At 32.1% G+C, this 21,596-nt stretch carries 23 protein-coding genes; 1 reads left to right on the top strand and 22 read right to left on the bottom strand.

The window, feature by feature from the left end; translation table 11 throughout:
• Nucleotides 1-121 precede the first annotated feature (121 nt).
• The 21 genes from WH267_RS13485 to WH267_RS13385 form a co-directional block, all read right to left on the bottom strand.
• Nucleotides 122-1,774 carry a serine hydrolase domain-containing protein gene (locus WH267_RS13485; RefSeq protein WP_340008905.1) on the bottom strand — a complete coding sequence of 551 codons (1,653 nt, stop codon included), beginning with the start codon at nt 1,772-1,774 and terminating at the stop codon, nt 122-124.
• A 5-nt stretch (nt 1,775-1,779) separates the two neighbouring features.
• Nucleotides 1,780-2,364 carry a YIP1 family protein gene (locus tag WH267_RS13480; protein ID WP_340008903.1) on the bottom strand — a complete coding sequence of 195 codons (585 nt, stop codon included), beginning with the start codon at nt 2,362-2,364 and terminating at the stop codon, nt 1,780-1,782.
• Between the two features lie 26 nt (nt 2,365-2,390).
• Nucleotides 2,391-2,663 carry a DUF2089 family protein gene (locus WH267_RS13475; RefSeq protein ID WP_115972446.1) on the bottom strand — a complete coding sequence of 91 codons (273 nt, stop codon included), beginning with the start codon at nt 2,661-2,663 and terminating at the stop codon, nt 2,391-2,393.
• Between the two features lie 156 nt (nt 2,664-2,819).
• Nucleotides 2,820-3,662 (bottom strand): prephenate dehydrogenase, encoded by an 843-nt coding sequence (locus WH267_RS13470; RefSeq protein WP_340008901.1) that lies wholly within the window; start codon nt 3,660-3,662, stop codon nt 2,820-2,822.
• Between the two features lie 168 nt (nt 3,663-3,830).
• A complete protein-coding gene (locus WH267_RS13465) occupies nt 3,831-4,274 on the bottom strand; it encodes a DUF5991 domain-containing protein (RefSeq protein WP_340008900.1) in 444 nt (147 codons plus the stop codon).
• 15 nt (nt 4,275-4,289) lie between these two features.
• Nucleotides 4,290-4,766, bottom strand: a complete 477-nt coding sequence (locus WH267_RS13460) for a hypothetical protein (protein WP_340008899.1) — start codon at nt 4,764-4,766, stop codon at nt 4,290-4,292.
• Nucleotides 4,767-4,827: 61 nt separating this feature from the next.
• Nucleotides 4,828-5,472: a hypothetical protein gene (locus WH267_RS13455; protein WP_340008897.1), complete on the bottom strand. Its 645-nt coding sequence runs from the start codon at nt 5,470-5,472 to the stop codon at nt 4,828-4,830.
• Nucleotides 5,473-5,495: 23 nt separating this feature from the next.
• Nucleotides 5,496-6,299, bottom strand: a complete 804-nt coding sequence (locus WH267_RS13450; protein WP_340008895.1) for an SH3 domain-containing protein — start codon at nt 6,297-6,299, stop codon at nt 5,496-5,498.
• A 100-nt stretch (nt 6,300-6,399) separates the two neighbouring features.
• Nucleotides 6,400-6,948, bottom strand: coding sequence for a hypothetical protein (locus WH267_RS13445; RefSeq protein WP_123947396.1), 549 nt, complete (start codon nt 6,946-6,948; stop codon nt 6,400-6,402).
• Between the two features lie 177 nt (nt 6,949-7,125).
• Nucleotides 7,126-7,644 (bottom strand): hypothetical protein, encoded by a 519-nt coding sequence (locus WH267_RS13440; protein WP_115972453.1) that lies wholly within the window; start codon nt 7,642-7,644, stop codon nt 7,126-7,128.
• A 13-nt stretch (nt 7,645-7,657) separates the two neighbouring features.
• Nucleotides 7,658-8,791: an SH3 domain-containing protein gene (locus WH267_RS13435; RefSeq protein ID WP_340008893.1), complete on the bottom strand. Its 1,134-nt coding sequence runs from the start codon at nt 8,789-8,791 to the stop codon at nt 7,658-7,660.
• 11 nt (nt 8,792-8,802) lie between these two features.
• On the bottom strand, nt 8,803-9,672 hold the full coding sequence (locus tag WH267_RS13430; RefSeq protein ID WP_148060777.1) for a hypothetical protein: 870 nt from the start codon (nt 9,670-9,672) through the stop codon (nt 8,803-8,805).
• 111 nt (nt 9,673-9,783) lie between these two features.
• Nucleotides 9,784-10,392, bottom strand: a complete 609-nt coding sequence (locus tag WH267_RS13425; protein WP_148060776.1) for a hypothetical protein — start codon at nt 10,390-10,392, stop codon at nt 9,784-9,786.
• A 14-nt stretch (nt 10,393-10,406) separates the two neighbouring features.
• Nucleotides 10,407-10,955 (bottom strand): hypothetical protein, encoded by a 549-nt coding sequence (locus WH267_RS13420; RefSeq protein WP_148060775.1) that lies wholly within the window; start codon nt 10,953-10,955, stop codon nt 10,407-10,409.
• Nucleotides 10,956-11,056: 101 nt separating this feature from the next.
• Complete coding sequence (locus WH267_RS13415) at nt 11,057-11,884, bottom strand: tetratricopeptide repeat protein (protein WP_340008890.1); 828 nt, start codon at nt 11,882-11,884, stop codon at nt 11,057-11,059.
• A gap of 140 nt (nt 11,885-12,024) precedes the next feature.
• Complete coding sequence (locus WH267_RS13410) at nt 12,025-13,251, bottom strand: hypothetical protein (RefSeq protein ID WP_340008888.1); 1,227 nt, start codon at nt 13,249-13,251, stop codon at nt 12,025-12,027.
• Nucleotides 13,252-13,372: 121 nt separating this feature from the next.
• Entirely contained in the window at nt 13,373-14,212 is an 840-nt protein-coding gene (locus WH267_RS13405) for a hypothetical protein (protein WP_340008886.1), read from the bottom strand.
• 130 nt (nt 14,213-14,342) lie between these two features.
• Nucleotides 14,343-15,386, bottom strand: coding sequence for a hypothetical protein (locus WH267_RS13400; RefSeq protein WP_340008884.1), 1,044 nt, complete (start codon nt 15,384-15,386; stop codon nt 14,343-14,345).
• Nucleotides 15,377-18,010, bottom strand: coding sequence for a peptidoglycan DD-metalloendopeptidase family protein (locus tag WH267_RS13395; RefSeq protein ID WP_340008882.1), 2,634 nt, complete (start codon nt 18,008-18,010; stop codon nt 15,377-15,379). Before WH267_RS13395 ends, WH267_RS13400 begins: the two co-directional genes overlap by 10 nt.
• Before the next feature lie 153 nt (nt 18,011-18,163).
• A complete protein-coding gene (locus WH267_RS13390; protein ID WP_340008880.1) occupies nt 18,164-19,012 on the bottom strand; it encodes a DUF4280 and LysM peptidoglycan-binding domain-containing protein in 849 nt (282 codons plus the stop codon).
• 1 nt (nt 19,013) lies between these two features.
• Entirely contained in the window at nt 19,014-20,087 is a 1,074-nt protein-coding gene (locus WH267_RS13385) for a LysM peptidoglycan-binding domain-containing protein (RefSeq protein WP_340008879.1), read from the bottom strand.
• 147 nt (nt 20,088-20,234) lie between these two features.
• On the opposite strand from WH267_RS13385, the gene WH267_RS13380 reads away from it, so the two are divergent.
• On the top strand, nt 20,235-20,876 hold the full coding sequence (locus WH267_RS13380; protein WP_340008878.1) for a hypothetical protein: 642 nt from the start codon (nt 20,235-20,237) through the stop codon (nt 20,874-20,876).
• Nucleotides 20,877-21,008: 132 nt separating this feature from the next.
• On the opposite strand, the gene WH267_RS13375 is transcribed toward WH267_RS13380, so the two are convergent.
• Entirely contained in the window at nt 21,009-21,530 is a 522-nt protein-coding gene (locus WH267_RS13375) for a hypothetical protein (protein WP_228455731.1), read from the bottom strand.
• Nucleotides 21,531-21,596: the final 66 nt, after the last annotated feature.

The raw sequence follows: 21,596 nt of genomic DNA, 5'->3' as shown, positions 1-21,596 counted from the left end.
GATTTTTTTTGTGAATGTTATTTTGTTGCGTAGTAGAACCACCCATCAGAAATTCAAAGAAATTTTGACACCCTCCAAGGGAGGGAATGATTATGTCTTCAACTGCAATATTAGTATGAAGCTATTTGCCGGGACTTTTTTTATTGAATAGATAAGTTTTCCCACCTTGTGTGAGGTGGAGCTGTTTATTTTCAGGGGTGAAAGAGAGTTTTAGACCAGCTTTTTCAAAGGTAAACTGATCTTTTTCTAGAGCAGTGAGTGGAAATTCCGGCTGATTGGTGCCCTGGGCATATAATGTGTCATCTTTAATCAATATCTTTAAACCCAAAGCAATATCTTTTGAGGTATAATCTCCTACATATTTTTCAAGGTCAGCAGCAGGTGTTTTAGTGTTATTAAATGCTGGATATTGATAATCTCTGCCATATACCAGATTCATGATGCCGATATAGAAGCTGTTTTGAGGGAAATTCTTACCGTTGATGGTTACAGCATAGGATAACTGATCTGTAGGTTCAAAGGATACTATAGAGTGGCTTCCTGCTGTAGTACCTCCGTGTCCATAGGATATGATGTTGTAAAATGGTATTTTCATAATTCCTGATCCAAATACTTTCTCTTTTTTATTGGAAATCATCATGTCAAGGGTTTCTTTTTTGATAAATGTACCATTGAATAGGGCATTGATAAAGATATTCAGGTCTTCCGGAGTGGAGGTGATGTCTCCTAATCCGATGCAATTGTGAAAATCAAAATCCTTTACTTCTTTCCAGCTGCCATTTTTTAATTCATAGGATTTAAAAATATTTTTTGGATTGTCAAGTACAGAAAAAGTATGGGGCATTGGTGCTTTGTTCAGAATGTTTTCCTTTAAAATCTCGTTATAAGGCTTCTTATAGATCTTTTCCAATATTCTGCTCAGGAGGAAATAAGCGGAGTTGGAGTATTTAAACTTTTCTCCGGGTTTAGCACTTACCTCATTTTTTTTGATGGCTTCAATAATGGCTTTATCTCCTACAGCTTTTTCAAATAGCCAATTGTTTTCAATAGATTCTCCTACATAATCTCCTAATCCACTGGTATGATTCAGCATCGTTTGGATGGTGATCTTTTCAGCGTTGGGAATTTCAGGATAGAATTTTGAAAGTGGATCGGTAAGGTTCAGTTTTCCTTTTTCTATAAGCTGAAGAAGCATTACCGCTGTCATAAGTTTACTGATAGATCCTATCTGGTATCCGGTATTTTGGTCATAAGCTGTATTTCCAGGAAGAAGATTCTGACCAAAGTTTCTCTTATAAACAGGTTTTCCATCTCTGAAGATGGCTATACTTCCGATTTCCTGATTATTCTTCACCATATAATCTAAGAATTCATCAATCTTCTGTGTGTTGATTGCTTTTCCATTAAGGTAGGAAACTTCGGAACTTTCCGGTTTAATATCCCTGTAAAGGTTTAAAGTCATTGTTTTACCATTCTGGATCAGGTTTCCTTCAAAATGATCTGTTTTGTAGGTTCCTTTATAGCCGGCATTTATACTTCCTATTTCAAGACTGAGTTCGTTATTACTGAAATCTGTTTTATCTGTAGGAATTTCTTTAGCACTCTGCTTGGGACTTATAAGAGTGGTGGTATAGCCTTGTGATTTCTTTGATATTTTAAAAATGACGGGCAGTTTCATGGTTTGGATGTCCACTTCACCATTCCAGGTTCCTTCAATCTGGGCGTGACAAAACTGTGCCAGACATGCCAGCACAAATAATAATTTGATTTTCATAGTATTTAAATAATTTTATTGATGATAATCTGGCAGATCAGAGAACTGATCATTGTTACGGCACAAAAAAGTACAATATGCTGCCATTTTTTAATGTTGGTCGCTGTTTTAAATCCATTATAAAAAAGGGTAACGCTATAAATAAGAGTGGTAATAGATATAATGGTCATAGAAATCATAATCAGGAAATCCACAAAAGGAAATGTTCCTGAGGGACTAGCTTCGTAGTTGGCAACACTTTTTCCTGCGAGTTTAAGGGATGATATTTTTCCTGTGAATTGTAACAGGATCAGAAAGAGTTGGGAGATCAGAACAGTATTGACGATATCAATGATCCTTGTTTTTCCGTTCAGGATTTTGCCTAAAATAAAAAGAATGACAATTGCAGCAGAAAAACTTAACAGAGTACAGACCGTTATCGTTCCAAGTGAAGCATTTTCTATAGAACTGATTCTGTATATACTGGTAAAGGCAGTATCTGTCCAATATCCTGCAACAATAGACAGAATGACAGCAAGGGTTCCGGCAAGAAGAAGAAGTTTTTCATCAAATCTTTCAAACGGATTGAAAATAGTTTTCCAGTTCATCATGAATGAGTTTACAGGTTAGTATGCGTTTACAGATTATTTTTCAGTTGTTCAACCTTTGTGATCAGGTCGTCCATTTTATTTCTCATGGTGGGATAGGATAGGCCAGCCTGTTTGGCCATTTCTTTAATGCTCCCGCTGGACAGGAAAAAATTAAGGACAAAATCCTGTTCCTCACGATTCAGTTTAAGAAGAACCGGAAGTTCATAGTCACCACTTACCTCAGTTTTACAGGCAGGGCATTTCATTTGACTTACATTAAGAGTATTGTCACAACTTGGACAGACTATCGGTAACTTCATTGAATTTATTTTTTACGAAAGTAATATATTTTTTAATAAAGTTAAAATATTTTTTAACTTTATTAAAATTAATTTTAAATTGGAACAAAAAAATAACCACAAAAAAAGTTATTTTGTGGTTAATTAAATATTTTTTTTGTATTGATTTTCAGTGGTTTATCTTAGGATTCCTCTGATTCTGTTGGCATTTGTAATCAGTTCTTCAAGGTATTCATAGTTTTCTTTTTCTAAAGCAGATTTGAATTTTCTGAGCTGAGTAATGTGTTCATTGAGAACGTCCAGAACATTTTCTTTGTTTTGTTTAAAGATCGGAACCCACATTTCCGGATGGGATTTGGCCAGACGCACGGTACTTGAAAAACCGGAACTGGCAAGCTGGAAGATGGTTTCTTCTTCGCGTTCTTTTTCCAGAACGGTATTGGCCAGAGCGTATGAAGTGATGTGGGAGATATGGGAAATATAAGCAGTATGAATGTCGTGATCTTCAGCATTCATATAGATGGTGTGCATTTCGAGGGCATTTACAATCCCTTCAACGATATTCAGAGCATCATCTGCGGATTCTTCTTTATTGCAGATCACACCGGCTTTACCTGAGAAACTCTCTGCAATAGCAGATTTAGGTCCATTGTTTTCTGTACCCCACATCGGGTGAAAGGCAACGAATCTCGAACGTTTCGGGTGGTTTTTTACTGCACCTACGATTCCAGCCTTGGTAGAACCTGCATCCATAACTGTCTGATGATCTGATACAAGATCAAGAACGGCAGGTAGTAATTTTCTGGCCGCATCCACCGGAATGGCAAGGATGATAAGATCTGAATCTTTAATTCCCTTTTCCAGATCTGCTTCTGCGTCAATTATTTTCAAATCTAATGCTTCGGTGATGTGCTGCTTGCTGTTATCTATTCCGTAGATGAAGCTGGCAACTTTTTTTTCTCTTAATTTCAAGGCCATTGAACCTCCGATTAATCCTACTCCAATAATACTTATTTTCATCTTTTTAATTTTTTTTTAAATAAAAAAACCTCGTCAAGGACGAGGTTTTAAGTTATGTTCATAAGAATCCCTATCCCAGATCTGAGTTAAAAATTCTATAATAATATGTTCCGTTGTTAAAATTCACAAAGCGAAATTATAAAATATTTTTTAAAGTTGAGAACTTTTTTATGATTTCTTTTTGAGCCGGATCGGAGTATTGTACTGCCAGTCCTTATTGGGAACTATATTGCTTTGAAGATAATATTTTCTATCTTTCCTGAATACAACAGCCAGAGTATCGGTGGGAGGATGGTTACTCATTGGACTGCCTTCAATCTGTTTGATGTATTTTACTATGATCTGTTTTTCATTTCCGGTGATACTGCAGACATCTGTAAAAAAGGTTTTGTAGCCAAGTCCCCAAAAAGTACAGCTGTCTTTGGTAATGGTGAGACCATAATCCAATGTCATTTCTGAGTTTTCATCCAGTTTTCCAAAATCATGAGAGATAGAATAGTCTCCTTTCCACTGGGTATGAACGGGCGTTTCGGAATCTTTTGAAGATCCTTCCGGCAGGCTTTTGCAGGAAATAATGCCCAGGGCTGGAAGTATTAAAAATATTCTTTTCATAATGCTAAAGATGCCTTAATCAGCACTGTGAATAATGGTTCTTTTTACATTTTCACCTTTCTGTTCCAATTCAAGAGTGGTAACTCCGCCGGCAAATAAGAATTCGATTTCAACTTTATTAGAGGATACTTTGTAGCTAATAGTTTCCAGACCATCCTGATGAATTTCCTTTTCACTACTTTGTTTGGGCAATGTCGTAAGAAGAAGTTCTGCTTTTTCCACTTCTTTCTCTTTGATGATTTTTTGATATACATCTTCCATTGTACTGTTAGGGAAAATGCACTCCAGCTCAGTTTCGTAGTCAGCTGTTTTTTCTGTACATTCTTTTAAAGTAGGGAGTATTTTGCTTTCTTCAACAGGTTTTTCCACTACAGGAGCTTGTACAACAGGGCTGTCTTTCTTTATAGGCTCAGTTTCATTTACAGTCTGTTTTGAATCGTTTTTACATCCCGCTAGCAGCAATAAAAAACAAAATGGAATCATCTTTTTCATGGGTTGAAGATAACTCTTTTTTGTACTTAAAATTTTCACTGTTTATGGGGATTTTTGCCATTTAGGCATCATAGTAAAGTTCCAGTATCAAGTGTCCTTTTTCGTCACACCATTTTATCCATAAGTTTTGTTCATGATCATCTTTTACCATTAACCAATTTTCGGTAATTTTAATAGGATAATAAAAGCTGTCATCATCCAGTGGTTGTGATGGGGTTTTACTATCAGGCATTTTTCTTAAAGGGTTTTCTTTTTCATTGAACCCCACAGAGAAGACAGATAAAATATGCTCCTGAGTGGTCTGATATAAAAACAGTGGATCTGATTCTTTTATATATTTTATGGTATTTTCATTCACCAATACTTTATAAAATCCATTTTCATTGCCTAAGAATTTGAAAACCAAAAGGGTGTATTCAGGCTTTATCATGTAAGGGGTAACATCATCATCATTGAAAGTATCGTTCATTTGAAACGATTTCCATTCTGAATGATCTTTATTATAAAGTTTGATCCAATCCTTTTGCTGGTAAGTCTTTTTTAATATGATAAAACCTCTATCTTCTTTTTCATCTTTCTTTTCTGCAGGAGAAGTAACGGATTTTTCTTTATTGGAATCAGGCTTGAAAGGCTTTGTTGTCTTTTTATCCTGACAGGAAAGTATACACAGACTTATTAAAGTAAGGGTAGGAAGTATTTTTTTCATGAGGTCTTAAATATATAAATCTTCTATTTGGATTGTATCCTGCTTTTATGGACATATCCTTTCTTTCCTTCCTGTGATGTAACGAACCACCAGTCGCCATTCTGGTCAGTCACTTCAATCTGTTCTCCTGATTTAATCTTCTGCAGCACTTGAGAGGTAATGCTTTTGTCTTTTCTCAGATTGGTATAGCCATCAGGATCCTGAATAAAATAAGCTGTATTCTGAATTTTTTCCGTTCTGCACTTTTTAGCCCTTACTTTTTCTTCCGGAATAGGAGTTATTCTGTCAGTCCATCCGGATTTTTGTATATTAATATTTTGAGGAATATCACAAATGTACATTACGGCATCCTGAGAAATATCTGACATTGTTTTATAGATAATATTCCGAAGAAGCCATGTATTATTTTGCATAATGACATTATATTCTTTTTCATAGTATCCGCGGTCAGGGAAATATGTTTTTACAGTAAATCCTTTTTCATTAAAAATAGGAATGATATTACCAATAATATTGCCGCCATCCTCAGAAAAGTTCCTTGTTTCCAGTGCTAGTGTATATTTTCCCTGCTGATTTCCTAAAAATATAAACAAATCCTCCCCTTGATAAGGCTTGTGGCTTACAATTTTATCAGTGATGCCATCTTTGTTAACATCAATGGTCTTTATGAAGTAATCTTCATTATTAACATAAGTTTTAAATGAACTTCTTTTGGTTTCATTTGAAAGCTGTCTGAGGCTGATCTTGTTTTTCTCAGAACTTTCTTTATGCTGAGAAGCGTAGGTAATGCTGATTACGAAAATAAATATAGATAATATATTTTTCATCTGTAACTTCTATTTTAAGCTATTTTATTACGGGTGTTTTCCCATTGCAAAAATTAAAAATATAATATACTGATCTCCCTTTAATGATTCTAAAAATCTGTTATTTAGAGTTAATCGCTTTAATATTGAAATTCCCGAATGGGATAGATCCGAAATCTTTTGTAGTCAGTTCTGTTTTATACTCTTTTTCATCTCCGGAAGACATTTCAGTAGTTAATACAGAGTATCTATGTAAATAAATTCCTTTTTTAAACTTATCATATTTAAAAGTTATAAAGCTCCTGTCAATGACGCCACCACCTCCATTAGCCTGTTCTATGGTAAAGAAATTATCTTTAATTTTGACATCAGAGAATCCGGATGCTACATTGTCAGGATAGTAAGGCTCAATAATGTTATCATTGGTTAATATTGTAAACTTATTTTCGTTATTACTTAATTTAACAATTACTTTGAAAAGCTTAAAATCATTGGGTTTAATTTCTTTATTCCATTCAGTACTATAAACTGTTACTTTGTCAGGTTTTCCATCCTGGTTAATATCAGCTTCTTTTTGAGTAACAATAGAATAATTATTATCTTTTTCAATTATAGATGATTTTATTTCTTCATTTTTTTTTAATTCAGAACTTTTGTTTTTTTTTCTCATCTTCATTTTACTTTCTTGTCCATTGCAAGAAAGTAAAATGAAGGCGAAAAGTAAGGGAAGGGTTTTCATCATTTTGTAGTCTTATTAATTAAAAAATCACTTTTTTAGTGCTATATTTTTATAAGTACCAGAGTCTATAAATAAATCTCTCGTTTTACTCATTCCATATTATTGAAATTAATCTAAATCATCAGCTGATTTGGCGTATTGTAAGAGAAAAACATTATTTGTTTTATTTTTTTCCTTGGTTTTTATTAAGTCACTTTTTATCCAAAATTGATTGTTTTTTTTATAAATTTTTCCTATCAACTCTTTATTTTTTATATTATAAAGTAATAATGAATCTTTTTCCTGTTTAGGTTCTACTTTAAACTTAAAGGAATTTTTCCCGCTGAATCCAAAATCTGAATTAGCTTGATCTATATCAATATAATAACTCCCTATGGAATCTGAACTACTTTGTGGTTTATAATAATATACCCCATTCCAATTAGCATTTATCTTTATTGTAGTTTTTGTAAATTCAGGAGATAGATCGTCATAGTTTGATTTTGTTCCATCTCCTTCATCTGTTATATTGTATGGAGCGTTTTTTAAAGAGTTCATTTCTTTGTCATTCCGTAGCTGATCTTTACCTTCTTTTCCATTGCAAGAAAGTAAAATGAAGGCGAAAAATAAGGAAAGGGTTTTCATCATTTGATTAGCATATTTATTCAGATTTTATTCTACTTTTGTGAACATATCCCTTTTTTCCTTCTTTTGATACTACTAACCACCAGTCTCCACTTTGATCTAATACATCAATCTGTTCACCCGTATTTATTTTTTGTAGGATTTGAGAAGAAGAATTTTTATCCTTTCTTAAAGTGGTATAACCGTCAGCATCCTGTACTGTAAAGATGGTACTACTTTCCTTTTGATAGATGTATTTTATATATTTTTTTAAAGTAGGTAAATCATAGAAATTGTTTTTTTCCAGATTTGATTGATATTGTGGGTTTTTATTCAGATAACTTTCAATATCACCTTGAATTCCCACTCTTAGTTCTCGCTCAAATAAATAAGAAATTGTCTGTTCTGGTTCATCATATTCTTTAGATGAAGCTGAAATTGTATTGATAATTTCACCTATTCTAAGATATCCATTTCCCTCTTTTGCATAAGAAAAATCTTCAACTTTACCTTTATAGGTGATGGTTTCTATATCATCAAATATTTGTTTTTTTAATTTTTTATGAGTACCGGAGTCTCTAAAGATTAATTCTTCCATCTCAGAAAGGCTATTAAAATCAAATTTTTTAAATATTGATTCTACAAGTTTTTTATCTTTATTATACCCGTAATGAACGACTAAATCATATAGAAGATTGTAGCTATTAGACTGTAACCAGACATAAGATACAGGTGTATTATAAAATACATAGGAATTAAAGTGATATAATAAATCGGGATTTATAAATTCAGGTTCATTGGCATTGGCATCCTGAATGAAGATAAATTGACTTTCTCTAATGGCCACTTCAGGAAACATTGAAAGGCGTAAGGCAATAATAGGATTTGAATATTCTTTTAAATTAATGGAAAATACTTCTGAAACCTTGTGATTGAAAGTATTTTCATCCGGAAATTGAAATTTTCTTTGTTCTAATATTTTTTTTGCTGTCTTTATAAATTCAGGAGATAGATCATCATAGTTTGATTTTGTTCCATCTCCATCATCTGTAATATTGTATGGAGCTTTTTTTAAAGAGGTTATTTCTTTGTTATTCTGTAAATGACCTTTACTTTCTTGTTTATTGCAAGAAAGTAAAACGAGAATAAAAAGTAAAGAAATTCTTTTCATTGTTTCTTAGGTTAATGAGCTTTCTGTTTATTGAAATTTCCCATATCATTTAAAGCATATAATGCAATTAATTTCCTTTTGTTATTATTTTCAGAATAAATGGATATTTCATATTTTTCATTAATGGAAAATACAGTTGTTTCATCACTATCACCATTGCTATTACCTACTTCGAGCCCATCGATTAATTTTCCTTCTTTTAATGTAATAAGATACAGTAAGTCACTGTCTCCACTCATATTATTGATAATATACAAATCAAAATTTCCTTTTGAAGGAATTTGTGCCATTGCATCTACATTAAGTTGATACTTTTGTTTAAATAAGTTTTTGATATTGCTATCAGAGGGAGTTTCTAATTTAATTTTGTCACTTAAATTTTTATAATCCAATGGTAATACAGTAGATATTGGAATACTGTTGTTTACTTGCTCAGGTTTTTTAGCTTCAGGATTGCCTTTGGATTCAATTTTATTTTCTTTCTTTAAAATACATTTAGTAGGAGCATAATATTCTCCATGAGGTGTTTTTATAATTTCCCAATTTAGATTTTTATCTATTATTTTTATAAGACATGTTCCTTTTCCAGAATTGAAAAAACTGTGAAATTCACCAACATAAGCATTTTTATCTTTATTGAAAATTGCTTTTATATTGATATTTTGTTCAAAATCACAGTCAAGTTTTTGTCCATTGTTATATACTGCACAATATTGTGCAAATAAAGAATCTTTAGTGATTCTTTGAATTTTAATGGTAAATTCTTGACTTTTGTCTTCCGATCTCAAATGCCACGAACCAGGAAAAAGTAGAAGCTCTTCTTTTTGTTTTCCCGAGCATGAAGTGATGATAAAGCTTAGTAGAATTAATAAGTTTTTCATTTGTGTTTTATGTTTTTACTTCATTCTGTCTTTAACTCTTTGTGGTACTCTGGACATATCTTTTGATTGACTCTCGATGAAAGTATACTTGATATATGCTTCTTATTACACTTAATAATAAAGATTATATTTCTCCATTTCAACATCTAAAGACTCATCCAGATAATGTAGAGAATCAGATTTGATTGTACCATCAGGACTTATGCTGCTTTCTGTGTAAGAAACGATGCCTGCTGAATTTCCTCTTAAAGGATTTAAGGGAAAATACTTTATTTGCCAGATTTTATTTGTCTTTGCATTAAAATAAGACAGACAGTTGTAGTTTCCAAAACCTTCTCCTGAAATATTTCTGTAAAATTGTATTGAATCTGTTTTTTTATTGTTGACGTAAGTAAAGAGGTTTACTTTTATGATACTTCTATCAATTTGTTTTTCTTTTACAAGTTTAATGGAAACATTATCTTTTAAAGGAAAATAGGATTCATTATTTTCTGATAACGTATATTTTTTTAGATATTCTTCATTTTGTTGTTGTAAGACCATGTCTCCTTTTTTGTTCTTCAGAGAATTGAAGTAATTTGGACTTGCAAGAATGGAGTCTCCAGAAAAATAATTTTTATTGTGCCCAGCATTTTTTGATAAATTATCCACTGTTTTTTTACAACAAACACTCACTAATATCATCAGTAGTAAAGCAGATGAACTATATATTTTTTTCATATTTATTCGAAATATTAGTATTTTATTGTTTCTGAATTATAATTCTCGAAGGTATTGATGCCAAAATCTTTAGTTGAATATACCACATCCTTGTCTTGATTTGAATCAGGATATATTGTTGAAAATCCCAATTTATGTAAATAAATAGAGTTGTTTTTTTTATCAAAAATGAATGTGGTATACTTATTTTGTATAGGTTGTGATGAAATATTCTCTTCTACGGTAAAATAATTATTTTTAATGGCTATATCACGGAATCCTTCGGCGTAAGAATTAGGATTGTATGAGTTTATAATTTTGCTATTGCTATACTTAGTAAATTCCCCATTTTTCTTATAAATTAGAACATAGATTGTTGAAAAACTATTTTCTGCATCTGTCTTTCGGGGAGTAAAAACAAGTATTTTATCTTTAATAGTATCCATGTTTAAGTCACATTCTTTATTCAAAATAAGGCTGTCAGTAACACTTTTTGATTGAATAAGCTGATCTAATTTTGATAATTGAGGATGTTTATCATCAACCTCTTTACCACGGTTGACTATGGATGAATTAGTACTCATATTTTGTATTTCGTTGTGTTCATTTTTTTTCTTATCCCTTGAACATGAAATTGAAATAAAGAGTATTAGGATTAAAAAGTTTTTCATTTGTGTTTTGGCTTTTATTTCATTCTGTCTTTAACTCTTTGTGGAACTCTGGACATATCTTTGGATTGACTATTCATAAGATTATAATACTTTATATAAGCTTCTTTTGACACTTGTTTATTGTTAAGTCCCCATTTCGAATCAGCATAGTTTAACCAAGCTACAACTCTGTTAGGATATTGTGAGAGTATTTTATCAAGAATGAAAATAGAGTTATTATAGTTTTTATTTTGTTCCTGATAGTAGGCTATATTATTGTAGTCATTTACTGTTTTTTCATTTAAAGGGTATTGCTTTAAAAGTAGTGTGATTTCATTATCATTTAACGATGAGGTACATTGATAGTCTTTATTAATTTTTGAAACAATATCCAATGCCTGTTTTAAGTCCAACTTCCTAGTGTACATTGCCAAATCCTTTTCAGTAAATGTATTGATATCGTTAGGAGAAAGCGCAGAACCATTTGTAGGTAAATAAGTATATGACAGTTTACAAATATCATCCTGTTCCACATAGGTTTCTTTTGAAAAGTCTATTTTGTTTAATTGTATAGTATTGGAAGCTGAAGTAAAATAATATCTATAAATAAGAAGATTATGGGGATTATCATCTTCACTAGTCTTTTTTACTATGAGAGAATTGTTTTCAAAATAAACATCATCTGATTTTGGAACAATGGACTTTGTTGCGAAGTTTACAGTGTAGTTGTTATCTTGTATAGAGAATGTAAAGTTTTTATCTTTAATAATTAAACTGCTTTCTTTTCTACTCTTCATTTTACCTTCTTGTCCATTGCAAGAAAGTAAAATGAAGGCGAAAAGTAAGGAAAGGGTTTTCATCATGTGTTGTTGGTGTCAATTTAATCTTTATTATTATGCTTTTTGAAAATATGGAATAGTTTATCCTTTACATAAATTGTTCTATTTAAATGTTTGAAAATAAGCCCTTACCCTCATTTTGATATTATTGAATGAATATCTTGTTATTCTCCAGATTGGTTTGTAATAGGTGCTTCTTCTTCAAATTGGGTACTATTTATAACTTCCTTCAAAGCGGTTAAACCATAGTAGTTATTTTTTTCTATTATTTTTAATATTTCTGGATGAGCAGCGGTAATATTGTACAACGAAGTGCCCGCATTTCGCCATGCAGAATTGCTATTTAAAGGTTTGTATTTGTAAAATGCAGGACTTTCTATATTTGCTACGTAAGCTACTATTTTTGCTTTTTCTTCAAGTGTGAATTTTTTTGAAGGTGCTTCTGAAAATATCCCATCTTTATCTTCTTTAAATAAGTAAACTATGTAGTTACTTAAAGTGTATATAAATCGATCATCATTCTCGTTTGTGTTTTGAGAAACATAATTTAACAAACCTTCTTGAGTTTGTAATTTTCCTTGACAATCCTTGGTGAAAAATACTTCTCCTAATTTTGCTCCATACCAAATCTGCCCTGATTGTGTATATGATTTATATAAGTCATCTATGACTTGCTTATTAATTTTTTGTTCTTTATCATAACCAAAAGTAACTACTAGTTTTCTTAGAAATTCTTTGTCATTAGCTAAAAGCCATGCAAGATCGGCTTTACTGTTATTGAATAAATACTTATTCCGGGCTACTAGTTTATTTATATTTTCGAAACGTTTTTGGGATAAATTTTTGTCTTCATTCCATTTTGTAATATGTACATCATTTTGAATATTGTTAACTTTATCCTCAAAGCTTTTAGTTTCTGGAAATGCAGTTGAATAATCGATAATTTCTGGAATTGCAAATAGTTCAGTAATAAATCTATTATTTTTAATTAAATAATAAGACGTTGGTTCCATTTCATCATCAGTGTTTCTATTATAAGCAATTGATTTGTTACAGGAATTTTTGCCATCTAAGTAAATGTATTTACTATCAATGCTATAGTCTATCTTTCTTTTGAAAATCTCAAGTACTTTTTGTGAAAACTCCTCATTAGACGGAGATTTGTAGCCCTTTTTAATTAATTCTGATTCTAATATTGGTACTGCACAATCAAGATCTGTTTGACCGTATGTGTAGTTAGGATAATCTGTTTCACTTTTTTCTGCTGAGAAACCTGCCTGAAGTTGAGGTTGAAGGCATTGGGGTGCTGTTATAATTTCATTTGTTTCCTTTTTTTGTTTATCTGAGCATGAAATTGAAGTAAAGAGTATTAGGATTAAAAAGTTTCTCATTTGTGTTTTGGTTTTTACTTCATTCTGTCTTTAACTCTTAACGACACTGGTAAAATTTCCAACTTTACGTTACATTTTATTAAAATAAGATGAAGAATATTTAGTTTTTTTTAAAATATATTTATGGAGTAAATGTTTTAACTATAATTCCATTGTTATAAACATTTATTTTTTCAACTGGCCCTTCTGGAAAAATATTCCACTCTTTATTTCTAATACCGTTATTATATTCACCGTCCATCCATATAGATTTATTATATTCAAAAGAATATCTTTTTTCTTCCCAATGTCCATTTTTTAAATGATTTTTTATATTCCCTTTTATTTGGTATTCATAAGTGTTATCTTCATGCTCTCCCCAATTTTTGTTTAGTTGCTTTTCTTCGTTTGTAAAGTAATCTAAAAACCTATTTTCAGATATTAAGTATTGAAAATGGTTATATTCCTTTTTATTTTTCTGTAAAACTATTAGAATATTAGCATTATCAATTTTTGAACATCTTTTGTAAAGTTCTTCAGAGATTAGATTTTCATAGACAATAATTGAAGAATCATCACTATTATTTGTGTCTAAATTGTCTGTTGTAAGTAAAATAGCTTCATAACTAGCATCCTCATATTTTATTTTAACACAGTATGAATTAAAATTTTGGTTATTGATAATATATTTTTTATAAGTATAAATTTTTATAAGATTTTCATTATCTGGTTGAAGTGCATCCCACATATAAGGCCTTTCAAAATCTCTTTCTAATGCTTTTTTATATGTTTGTATAAGTTTTTCCCTAGCTGAATGAATGATTTCCTTACCAACATATGATTCATCTATTGACAAAAAATCTGGAATTTTACTTTGAATCTGAGATAAACTAGCTTCTGTTGAGGTCTTAGATAACTCTTTTTTCTTTTTATCTGAGCATGAAAGTAAAATAGAAATGAGTAAGATTAAAAAGTTTTTCATTTGTGTTATATGTTTTTATTTCATTCTGTCATTAACTCTTAATGTGTGGCTGTAAAAATCTTAATTTTCAACAAAAAATATACTTTTCAATTTGATTCTTTTTCCGACTAAAATTTGTTAGTGTTTAAAACTATTTGTTTAATAAGTTTATTAAAAATTCGCGATCAACATTTTCAAACTTAACATTTCCGAAATCTTTAGAAGTATAATTTTTATTAGGTATACTTTTATCCGGATCATGCCTGTCAGTAAATTCTATACTATATTTGTGTAGAAGAAGGTCTTTGTCAAATTTAAATGTGATGTATTCTTTCAGGTAGTATTTATCTGTACAATTATACTTTTCTATGGTAAAGTAATTATTTTTCAATACAATATTGTCAAGACTTGTGTCTGGACAGTTTGGGTTACCTTCTAAAACTTTTGTATTGACAAATTTTTTATTTATCCTATTAAGTGTTACCTCAATTATACCATCTCGATCGGAGTTAATTGAAAAAAACTCATTTTTAGATATTTTATGAGGTGGATTTTCTTGTTCTGAATTTTGTGATATATCTTTACCAGTTTTAATGTATTCGCTTATATCATCATATTCTTTATATATATTCAAAGGTTTTTCCAGCTTGTAATTTAAAGTTGAAAAACTCTTATTATTTACTATAGATTCAATTAAAATACCATTATCTGCTTGTCTGATATCAAAATTGACCTTGATGTTCTTAACATTTTCAATAATTTTTGATAAATCAATATTGTTTTCGCCTAAATAATATAAATGATTATTCTGATGAACATATATATGGAATTGCCTGCTACTATAATTATCTAGTTCAACAAAAAATATTTTACTTTTTGTATCTGGTTCATCATATCTCCAAAGATCTAAATCTCCAGAATCTAAATCATAAAATGACTGATAAAGACTAAATGGTTTAGTTCCATACCCCAAGAATGTGTGTCTATCATACTCAAGTGAAATTTTTAGATCATTATATTCAAAAATATTAATATTATTATCAGTTAATATTCTATTTTTATAAGAAATTAATTGATAACTTTTAGTTTCATTTGGTATGTTTTGCGGATGTTCTTTTTGTAATTCTGGTTCTTTTTTACATGAAAGAAAACTTAATACAAAGACTAATAAACATAAAATTTTTTTTATTTCCATTCTTTATTTTTAATATCTAATTGGTTTTTTTTATCTACTGCAGACATTTCAGGTTCTGTTTTAAATTTGAAATATACCATAGGGTTACATTTTCCGTTTATACCAGAATTACTTCCAACATTATTAACTTCAAAATGTAAATGAGGATTTCTAGTTGTAAAGTTGTTTCCATTTTTTCCAGAAATGCCAGTATAACCTATAATATCATTATGTTTTACTGTTTGACCTTCTTCAAATTTACCAAATCTACTCAAATGCATAAAAACAAAGTAGATTTCTCCATCAGGATTAAATCCTTTTTCTAAAAGTTCACCTTTATCCTTATATATCAGTTTATAATCATTTTTAAGACTTTTAAATGTTTCTTTATCTTTTACTTTTACGACAATCGTTCTACCTGCAAGTGATGTTGATGTATAAATTCTTTCTATTTTACCTTCCAAACAAGCATACACTGGAGTTCCAGGAATAGCAAGTAAATCTGACCCCGAGTGATTAGAACTTCCATCCCTTATTTTTTCTCCAAAAGAACCATGCCAAGGTTTTTCTACACCGCCTTGAGAATATAAACAAAGCATAGGGTTATCTATAGGAAACCTCCATTTGCCTGTAGTTGGTTCATCTTTTTTTATAGGACTACATTTATCAACTTGGAAAATAGAATATGTCTTATCAAAGTTTTCTTTTCTAATATTGTAAGTACTTGTTGCTTCATTGACAATCCTAGTAATACTATCAACTATTTCTTTGCCACCAACCTTTAATTGCAAGTCTTTCCAATACCAAAATGCCATAGCTGACAAAACACTCTCTTTGTGTTTTAGCACATTGTCTGGATTTTCTACAATATCAATGTTGTAGCCTTTATTTACTAATCTTTTATTAACTTCAGTATAATTATTTCTACCTGTAATTTGAATTATGCCTTTTCCCATAAATTTCCAACCGTCACCTTTATTAATATTTCCTAGCCTATATTTAGGCTCGCGATTTTTATCATCATATACAATATTTGCAATTGCTACACTATTGGCTGGCTGTATTCCTTTGTCGTTGTATGAGTTTAGATCTTTTCGACCGTATAGCTCAGCTTCTTTAGGATTCTTTTTAAAATAAGAAAAAGGAGAGGATTTCCAATCTTTCTTGATTCCATTAGAATAATAGCCTCCTTCATTTGGGTTATTATTTCCTTTAACCCAATTAGTGCCTTTTACATAATCTCCTCCTTTCAATCTTCTAACACTGTAATTAAATCCCTCAGGTTCATTTAATTTTAGATCAGTACCTACTTCTGCTAAAACTTGTGCAAAGAAATGAGCTTTACGTAAACAGGTATTAATTTCAAATTTTTTATTTGCATCATTAAAAGCATCCATTAATGCTTGCTTATTAATTTTGCTAGCTGTTGTGAATATTTTATTTACTTCCTCTTCAGTTAATTTTTCGCATCTAGGGCATTTTGTTGAATTCGGTGCTTCCGGTTTCGGCTCATTCTTCACCCCAGTCGCCGTATTCCCATTATTCTGCGGCTTTGGAGCTTCCATAATATCCACATCAATAATTTTTGATTTAGCAGAGATGTCTATATAAATAACTTCTGCGAAGATTTCCTGTTGTCCTCCCTTCCAGTATTCTCCACTGTCCGGATTTTTAGGATCATTTCCTATTTCTCCGGTTTTTTGCATGGCAGCAGTTAATGGCATGGAAAGATTTATTTTGTCACCTAAGAACGTGTGTTCATGGCTATATAAAAGGTCATTGTTTCCAATCGTGTCATGCTCCCATATTTTAAGGGTGTATTTTTTGTTTTTAAGGTTTTTAGACTCTATATGAACAATTATGGTTTCTCCAAATTTAGGATTTTTAGTAAACTCTTTCCCATTTTTATCGGTCAGTTTTACCTGAGTGATAACTCCCTTTTTATCCGGCTGGTTATTAGGCGAATTAGGTCTTGTAGATCCTTTGGGAGAATTAGGTTGAGGCTTGGGTGGAGCGGGTTTGGGTTGTGATGTTCCACCAGTACTTCCTGCTGGTTTTTTAGGGGGAGCAGGAGGAGCTTTATACTCAGGGTTATTGGCATTGGCATTATCTGAGGCTTTTAATTTCCCATTGTACTCTGCGGTAATATAATATTCATGCTGCTTTTTATCGTCTTCCCTTTGGTTGGCAAGAGCAATATAGGTATTGAGCAATGTAAAATTCCAACGGGCATTTCCCTGGCTGTCTACCAAGACAGGAGGCGATTTTACGATAGATTGATTCTTTTTATTGTGGCCATCACCTTTTTCATCATCTTCCCAGAGCGTGAAAATAACATGTTCGCCCTCCATACCTTTGCATTTAGCTATTGCCCAGAGGCGATCCTGATAACTTAATTTTTTATTAACCGGAGTGCCATCCTGAAAAGTAAGCTTTACATCAAGAATATTTTTTTCTGCCGAAGGCTGCTGTTCATTCTTTTGAGGCTGTACGATAATAGACATAGGTTCTTTACCTTCAGGGCTATGAAGATAGGCTTCAACTCTGTAGGTATATTGCCAGGCATCTTTGCCAAAAGTAAATTCGCCAATTTTTTTCTTAATATCAGTGGTGGTAAACTTACCATCTGCTCTTTTTCTGAACAATTCCCAGGTAACGAGGGAGTCTTTTCGTTCATTAGCCGGAGTACTGGTATACCATTCCGTGACTTTATACAATGCTTTTTCTCCTGTTTTGGGAGAAGTATTTCCGGTGATTCTTGAAACGCCTTTTTTTGCCATGATCTTTAGTTTTTTTGGTTACCAGGCTTCTGCCTCCTGTTCGTCAGTTTCTGCTTTGAATTGGTCAAAATTGACAACAGGATTATAAACCTGCTGCTCCTTTGTATCTGCTTTATTGACCTGGTTTTTGCCTGCTTCGCTTTGCTGGCCGTGTTTTAAGATCGTTATTTTACCACCTGTGGTACACATCAGTTCAGATATTTCTGTCAGGCAGCTCTTTCCCATAACCTTTACTTTTTCATAGGGTTTTTGCCATTTTCCGGCAGCGGCATAAGCGCAGGGAAGATATCCTCCCGAAGTGGGTTTAAGCTTACATTGCCCAAAAGGTTGTGCAGGAGGATCGAATTGCAGATCATCTTCTGTTACAGCAAGATAATCTGCCTGTCCTTCTTTATCATTCCAATAATGCTTCTGGTGACTCGTTACTTTAAATTTTGGAAACTTGAAACCCTGATTACATTGTACGGTTCCTTTCTGTATGACAAAATATTTTCCTTCGTGGGGATTGGAACCACTATCTCCACCTTTATCTTTCTTTTCTTCTTTTTTCTCTTGGTTTTTATCTGATTTGTCAGTTGATTGGGCTTCACCGGATGACTGCTCCGAAGAAGCTCCCTCGTTGGTTGGTTCATCTGTAGCTTCTTCCTCAGAAGATGGATTAGAAGGATATTGAGAACCGGATTCCTCAGCCATAAGCTGTGGATCTTCCGGAATGAGTATTTTCTTTCCGGGAACAGGTTCCTGCATAATATCCTCTTCTGAACAATGGAGGTTGTGATAGGCCTTTAAGATACCTTCATTTTTCAGCTTAAATTGCTGAGCCAGAGAGCTGAAGGTGTCGCCCTGCTTTATGATATAATTTTTCATATTATCCTTGTGTTATCGTAATGGTGTGTTTTTGAATTGATTCTTCTCCACGCCATAGGCTTACAGTAGCCGAGGCCTGAAGAAGGGTTTTATTTTTTCTATGGGTGGTGTATTGAATGATAAATTCTCCTGAAACGGGATCATCAGCAGGTTCATTATATTTTGTTCCCGTTTTTAATTCCTGTAAACTGTAGAATTCTGCACTGTTGCCTGTCAGAAGGGTTGTAATATGCTCCTGATCTTCATTCTCCTGCTCACTGTCCATAATGCATTCCACAGGAAAGGAATTTTGCAAAAAATAAAAAGCTTCTGTCCAATCTGTTTTCTTGTGAAACCAATCCATTTTCGGGAATAAAGTCTGAAAGAGCAGCGTACTTTGAAACTGTTGGAAAAAAAACTTTTCATCAGAAATATTCTTTTCAAATGTATTCATATAACGCTCAGAAATCTCTCCGGCGAAAAAGTCAAGATCTTTCCGTTGGGCAGAGTAGGTATTGGTAATCTTTTTATGATCTGAAAATCCTGTAATTTTGCCTGATTCACTTAGGGTAAAATCAATAGGCATAATACTTTTCATACAGGCAATGGAAAGCTCACTCATCTTATCCTCAGGAGTTTTGCTATTGGTTTTAAAATTTCCCTGACGGTAAGAAACGATATGAAGGTTCTTATTTTTGTCTTTATGAACATCAAGATCTATACTATAATCTATAGTTAAAGAAGGTTCAAATGGGTTTTCAAACGTCTCAGAGACCTTATAAGTTTTGGCAAAAAATGAATCTGACGCCTGCGAAGAGGGAAGTGCATTTTTTCTTTTTTGCTCTTTTTCTTTTCCTGTTCGCAATTGTACAGGGACGAAAACACTTTTCACTTCATTAAGGTTCTCAAACCAGATTTTATCCATTTTTTGACAATGGGAATTGTGAAATGACTTGAGATCTTCTCCGGTAATACCCAACCGGGAAGCAATGGAGCTCAGGGAATCTCCGTTACGAACCTTATATTCTAAAAAACCAATTTCCATCGTAAGTGAATTATACCATAAAACTATTAAAAAACTAAATTTGAAATTCATTTTTAAGGTTAAATTTTAAAAATTGTAGTAAAACTACGACAAGAGAATATTGTCCTTTTGATAGAAAACAATGAGCAGATTTATTAATTTTGTAGAAATGCCCGGCGGTCATACTGCTTGTCATCATCCAATTCAAAATATAATGCTATGAAAAATAAATATTTGCAAAGCTTTCTTATACTATTGATAGCATTCCACTTTGGGTATGCCGGAAATTGGTCTTATCAATTTTCTTTAGAAAAAAAAGATACCATAAGAATTAAGGAAAGCCTTCATGAAGAAGATATTGAAGCCAATGAATACCTTAAAGACCGGTTAAAGCCCATTCAGTCCAATTTTAAGCGAATCAATTCAATCACTCAATGGACCAACATCAAAAAGAAAAATATTGAAGGCGAGTCTGCAGAAGGTGGGGAAGCTACCTATTATTATAAAAATAACCGTTTGGAAAAAATTATGGCCAGGCATTATGGGGAAATGGGGCAGGTTTTGATTGAGTATTATTTGCTGAACAGTAAGCTGTCTTTTGTGTTTGAAAAGGACTATAAGTACAATCGTCCGCTTTTCTACGATGCAAAAGCCATGAAGGAAAATAATGATACCGAGGCCTTTGATTTTGAGAAATCAGAGATTGTTGAAACCCGGAATTATTTTGAAGGCGGATCTCTGATGCATATTGTAAACAGCCAGGACTGTGGAGCTCCTTTCAGTGGAGATTATATGAGAGAAGAGGATAAAAGCATAAAAGATGATTTTAAAAGACTTCTGAAGCTGGAGAAAGCAAAGTAATATTTTATTTCTCCACACAGGTACATAGATGATATTTATATTATAAAAATGAATTGATAGATTATGACTTTAAGTAATACAACAACTAAAAGTAACTTTCAACTTCCATCTTTTTGTATTTGAAAAAATAAGTTATTTGGTTTCTTTAATGAGATTAAGACGTTCTTCTACCTCTTTAATTTTATTGATCCAGTAATTGATTCCTTCCTGATTAGTAACTGTTTTCTTAAAAGCATTGCGGCTTACAGTCCATAATTTAGAATGGTTTTGCTGATACTCAATTTCACGTTCCCTTTTGGTTTCCGGTTCTATGCGGTATCTCCAATAGACCAGTGAACGCATATATTCTGCACGTATTTTTTCAAAATAAGTGATAATGGCTTTGCGATCTTGGGGAATATATCCCGGCCCGGAACATCCACAGGAATGAAAAGTAATTCCTACCGTATATAGATTACGAATATGTGCCCACTGTTTATGGTCATTTTTCGCCGGTGATTCAAAGTCCAGTCCCATATTGGCCATAAGGTTCCCACATTCGGGGCACTTGGCTTCCACGGAGATCTGAGCATCTCTGTCTACATCTTTTAAAACACGACGTTTGAAGGTTTTCTGACAGTTGAAACAGGCATAATGACCTTTATAAACCATCATGGCATATCGGCACATTGTATTTTTTATTTAATCGTTAGGATATTGTTTATATTGCTGTAAAAATAT

The sequence above is a fragment of the Chryseobacterium sp. MYb328 genome (assembly GCF_037572595.1).
GTDB lineage: Bacteria > Bacteroidota > Bacteroidia > Flavobacteriales > Weeksellaceae > Chryseobacterium > Chryseobacterium pennae.
Note: the sequence above shows the minus strand (reverse complement) of the source record. Positions and strands in the feature narration are given on the sequence as shown.

Coding starts and splice junctions, on each gene's coding strand:
- WH267_RS13485 (WP_340008905.1), bottom strand. CDS start 1,774: ATGAAAATCAAATTATTATTTGTGCTGGCATGTCTGGCACAGTTTTGT.
- WH267_RS13480 (WP_340008903.1), bottom strand. CDS start 2,364: ATGATGAACTGGAAAACTATTTTCAATCCGTTTGAAAGATTTGATGAA.
- WH267_RS13475 (WP_115972446.1), bottom strand. CDS start 2,663: ATGAAGTTACCGATAGTCTGTCCAAGTTGTGACAATACTCTTAATGTA.
- WH267_RS13470 (WP_340008901.1), bottom strand. CDS start 3,662: ATGAAAATAAGTATTATTGGAGTAGGATTAATCGGAGGTTCAATGGCC.
- WH267_RS13465 (WP_340008900.1), bottom strand. CDS start 4,274: ATGAAAAGAATATTTTTAATACTTCCAGCCCTGGGCATTATTTCCTGC.
- WH267_RS13460 (WP_340008899.1), bottom strand. CDS start 4,766: ATGAAAAAGATGATTCCATTTTGTTTTTTATTGCTGCTAGCGGGATGT.
- WH267_RS13455 (WP_340008897.1), bottom strand. CDS start 5,472: ATGAAAAAAATACTTCCTACCCTTACTTTAATAAGTCTGTGTATACTT.
- WH267_RS13450 (WP_340008895.1), bottom strand. CDS start 6,299: ATGAAAAATATATTATCTATATTTATTTTCGTAATCAGCATTACCTAC.
- WH267_RS13445 (WP_123947396.1), bottom strand. CDS start 6,948: ATGAGAAAAAAAAACAAAAGTTCTGAATTAAAAAAAAATGAAGAAATA.
- WH267_RS13440 (WP_115972453.1), bottom strand. CDS start 7,644: ATGATGAAAACCCTTTCCTTATTTTTCGCCTTCATTTTACTTTCTTGC.
- WH267_RS13435 (WP_340008893.1), bottom strand. CDS start 8,791: ATGAAAAGAATTTCTTTACTTTTTATTCTCGTTTTACTTTCTTGCAAT.
- WH267_RS13430 (WP_148060777.1), bottom strand. CDS start 9,672: ATGAAAAACTTATTAATTCTACTAAGCTTTATCATCACTTCATGCTCG.
- WH267_RS13425 (WP_148060776.1), bottom strand. CDS start 10,392: ATGAAAAAAATATATAGTTCATCTGCTTTACTACTGATGATATTAGTG.
- WH267_RS13420 (WP_148060775.1), bottom strand. CDS start 10,955: ATGAGTACTAATTCATCCATAGTCAACCGTGGTAAAGAGGTTGATGAT.
- WH267_RS13415 (WP_340008890.1), bottom strand. CDS start 11,884: ATGATGAAAACCCTTTCCTTACTTTTCGCCTTCATTTTACTTTCTTGC.
- WH267_RS13410 (WP_340008888.1), bottom strand. CDS start 13,251: ATGAGAAACTTTTTAATCCTAATACTCTTTACTTCAATTTCATGCTCA.
- WH267_RS13405 (WP_340008886.1), bottom strand. CDS start 14,212: ATGAAAAACTTTTTAATCTTACTCATTTCTATTTTACTTTCATGCTCA.
- WH267_RS13400 (WP_340008884.1), bottom strand. CDS start 15,386: ATGGAAATAAAAAAAATTTTATGTTTATTAGTCTTTGTATTAAGTTTT.
- WH267_RS13390 (WP_340008880.1), bottom strand. CDS start 19,012: ATGAAAAATTATATCATAAAGCAGGGCGACACCTTCAGCTCTCTGGCT.
- WH267_RS13385 (WP_340008879.1), bottom strand. CDS start 20,087: ATGAATTTCAAATTTAGTTTTTTAATAGTTTTATGGTATAATTCACTT.
- WH267_RS13380 (WP_340008878.1), top strand. CDS start 20,235: ATGAAAAATAAATATTTGCAAAGCTTTCTTATACTATTGATAGCATTC.
- WH267_RS13375 (WP_228455731.1), bottom strand. CDS start 21,530: ATGATGGTTTATAAAGGTCATTATGCCTGTTTCAACTGTCAGAAAACC.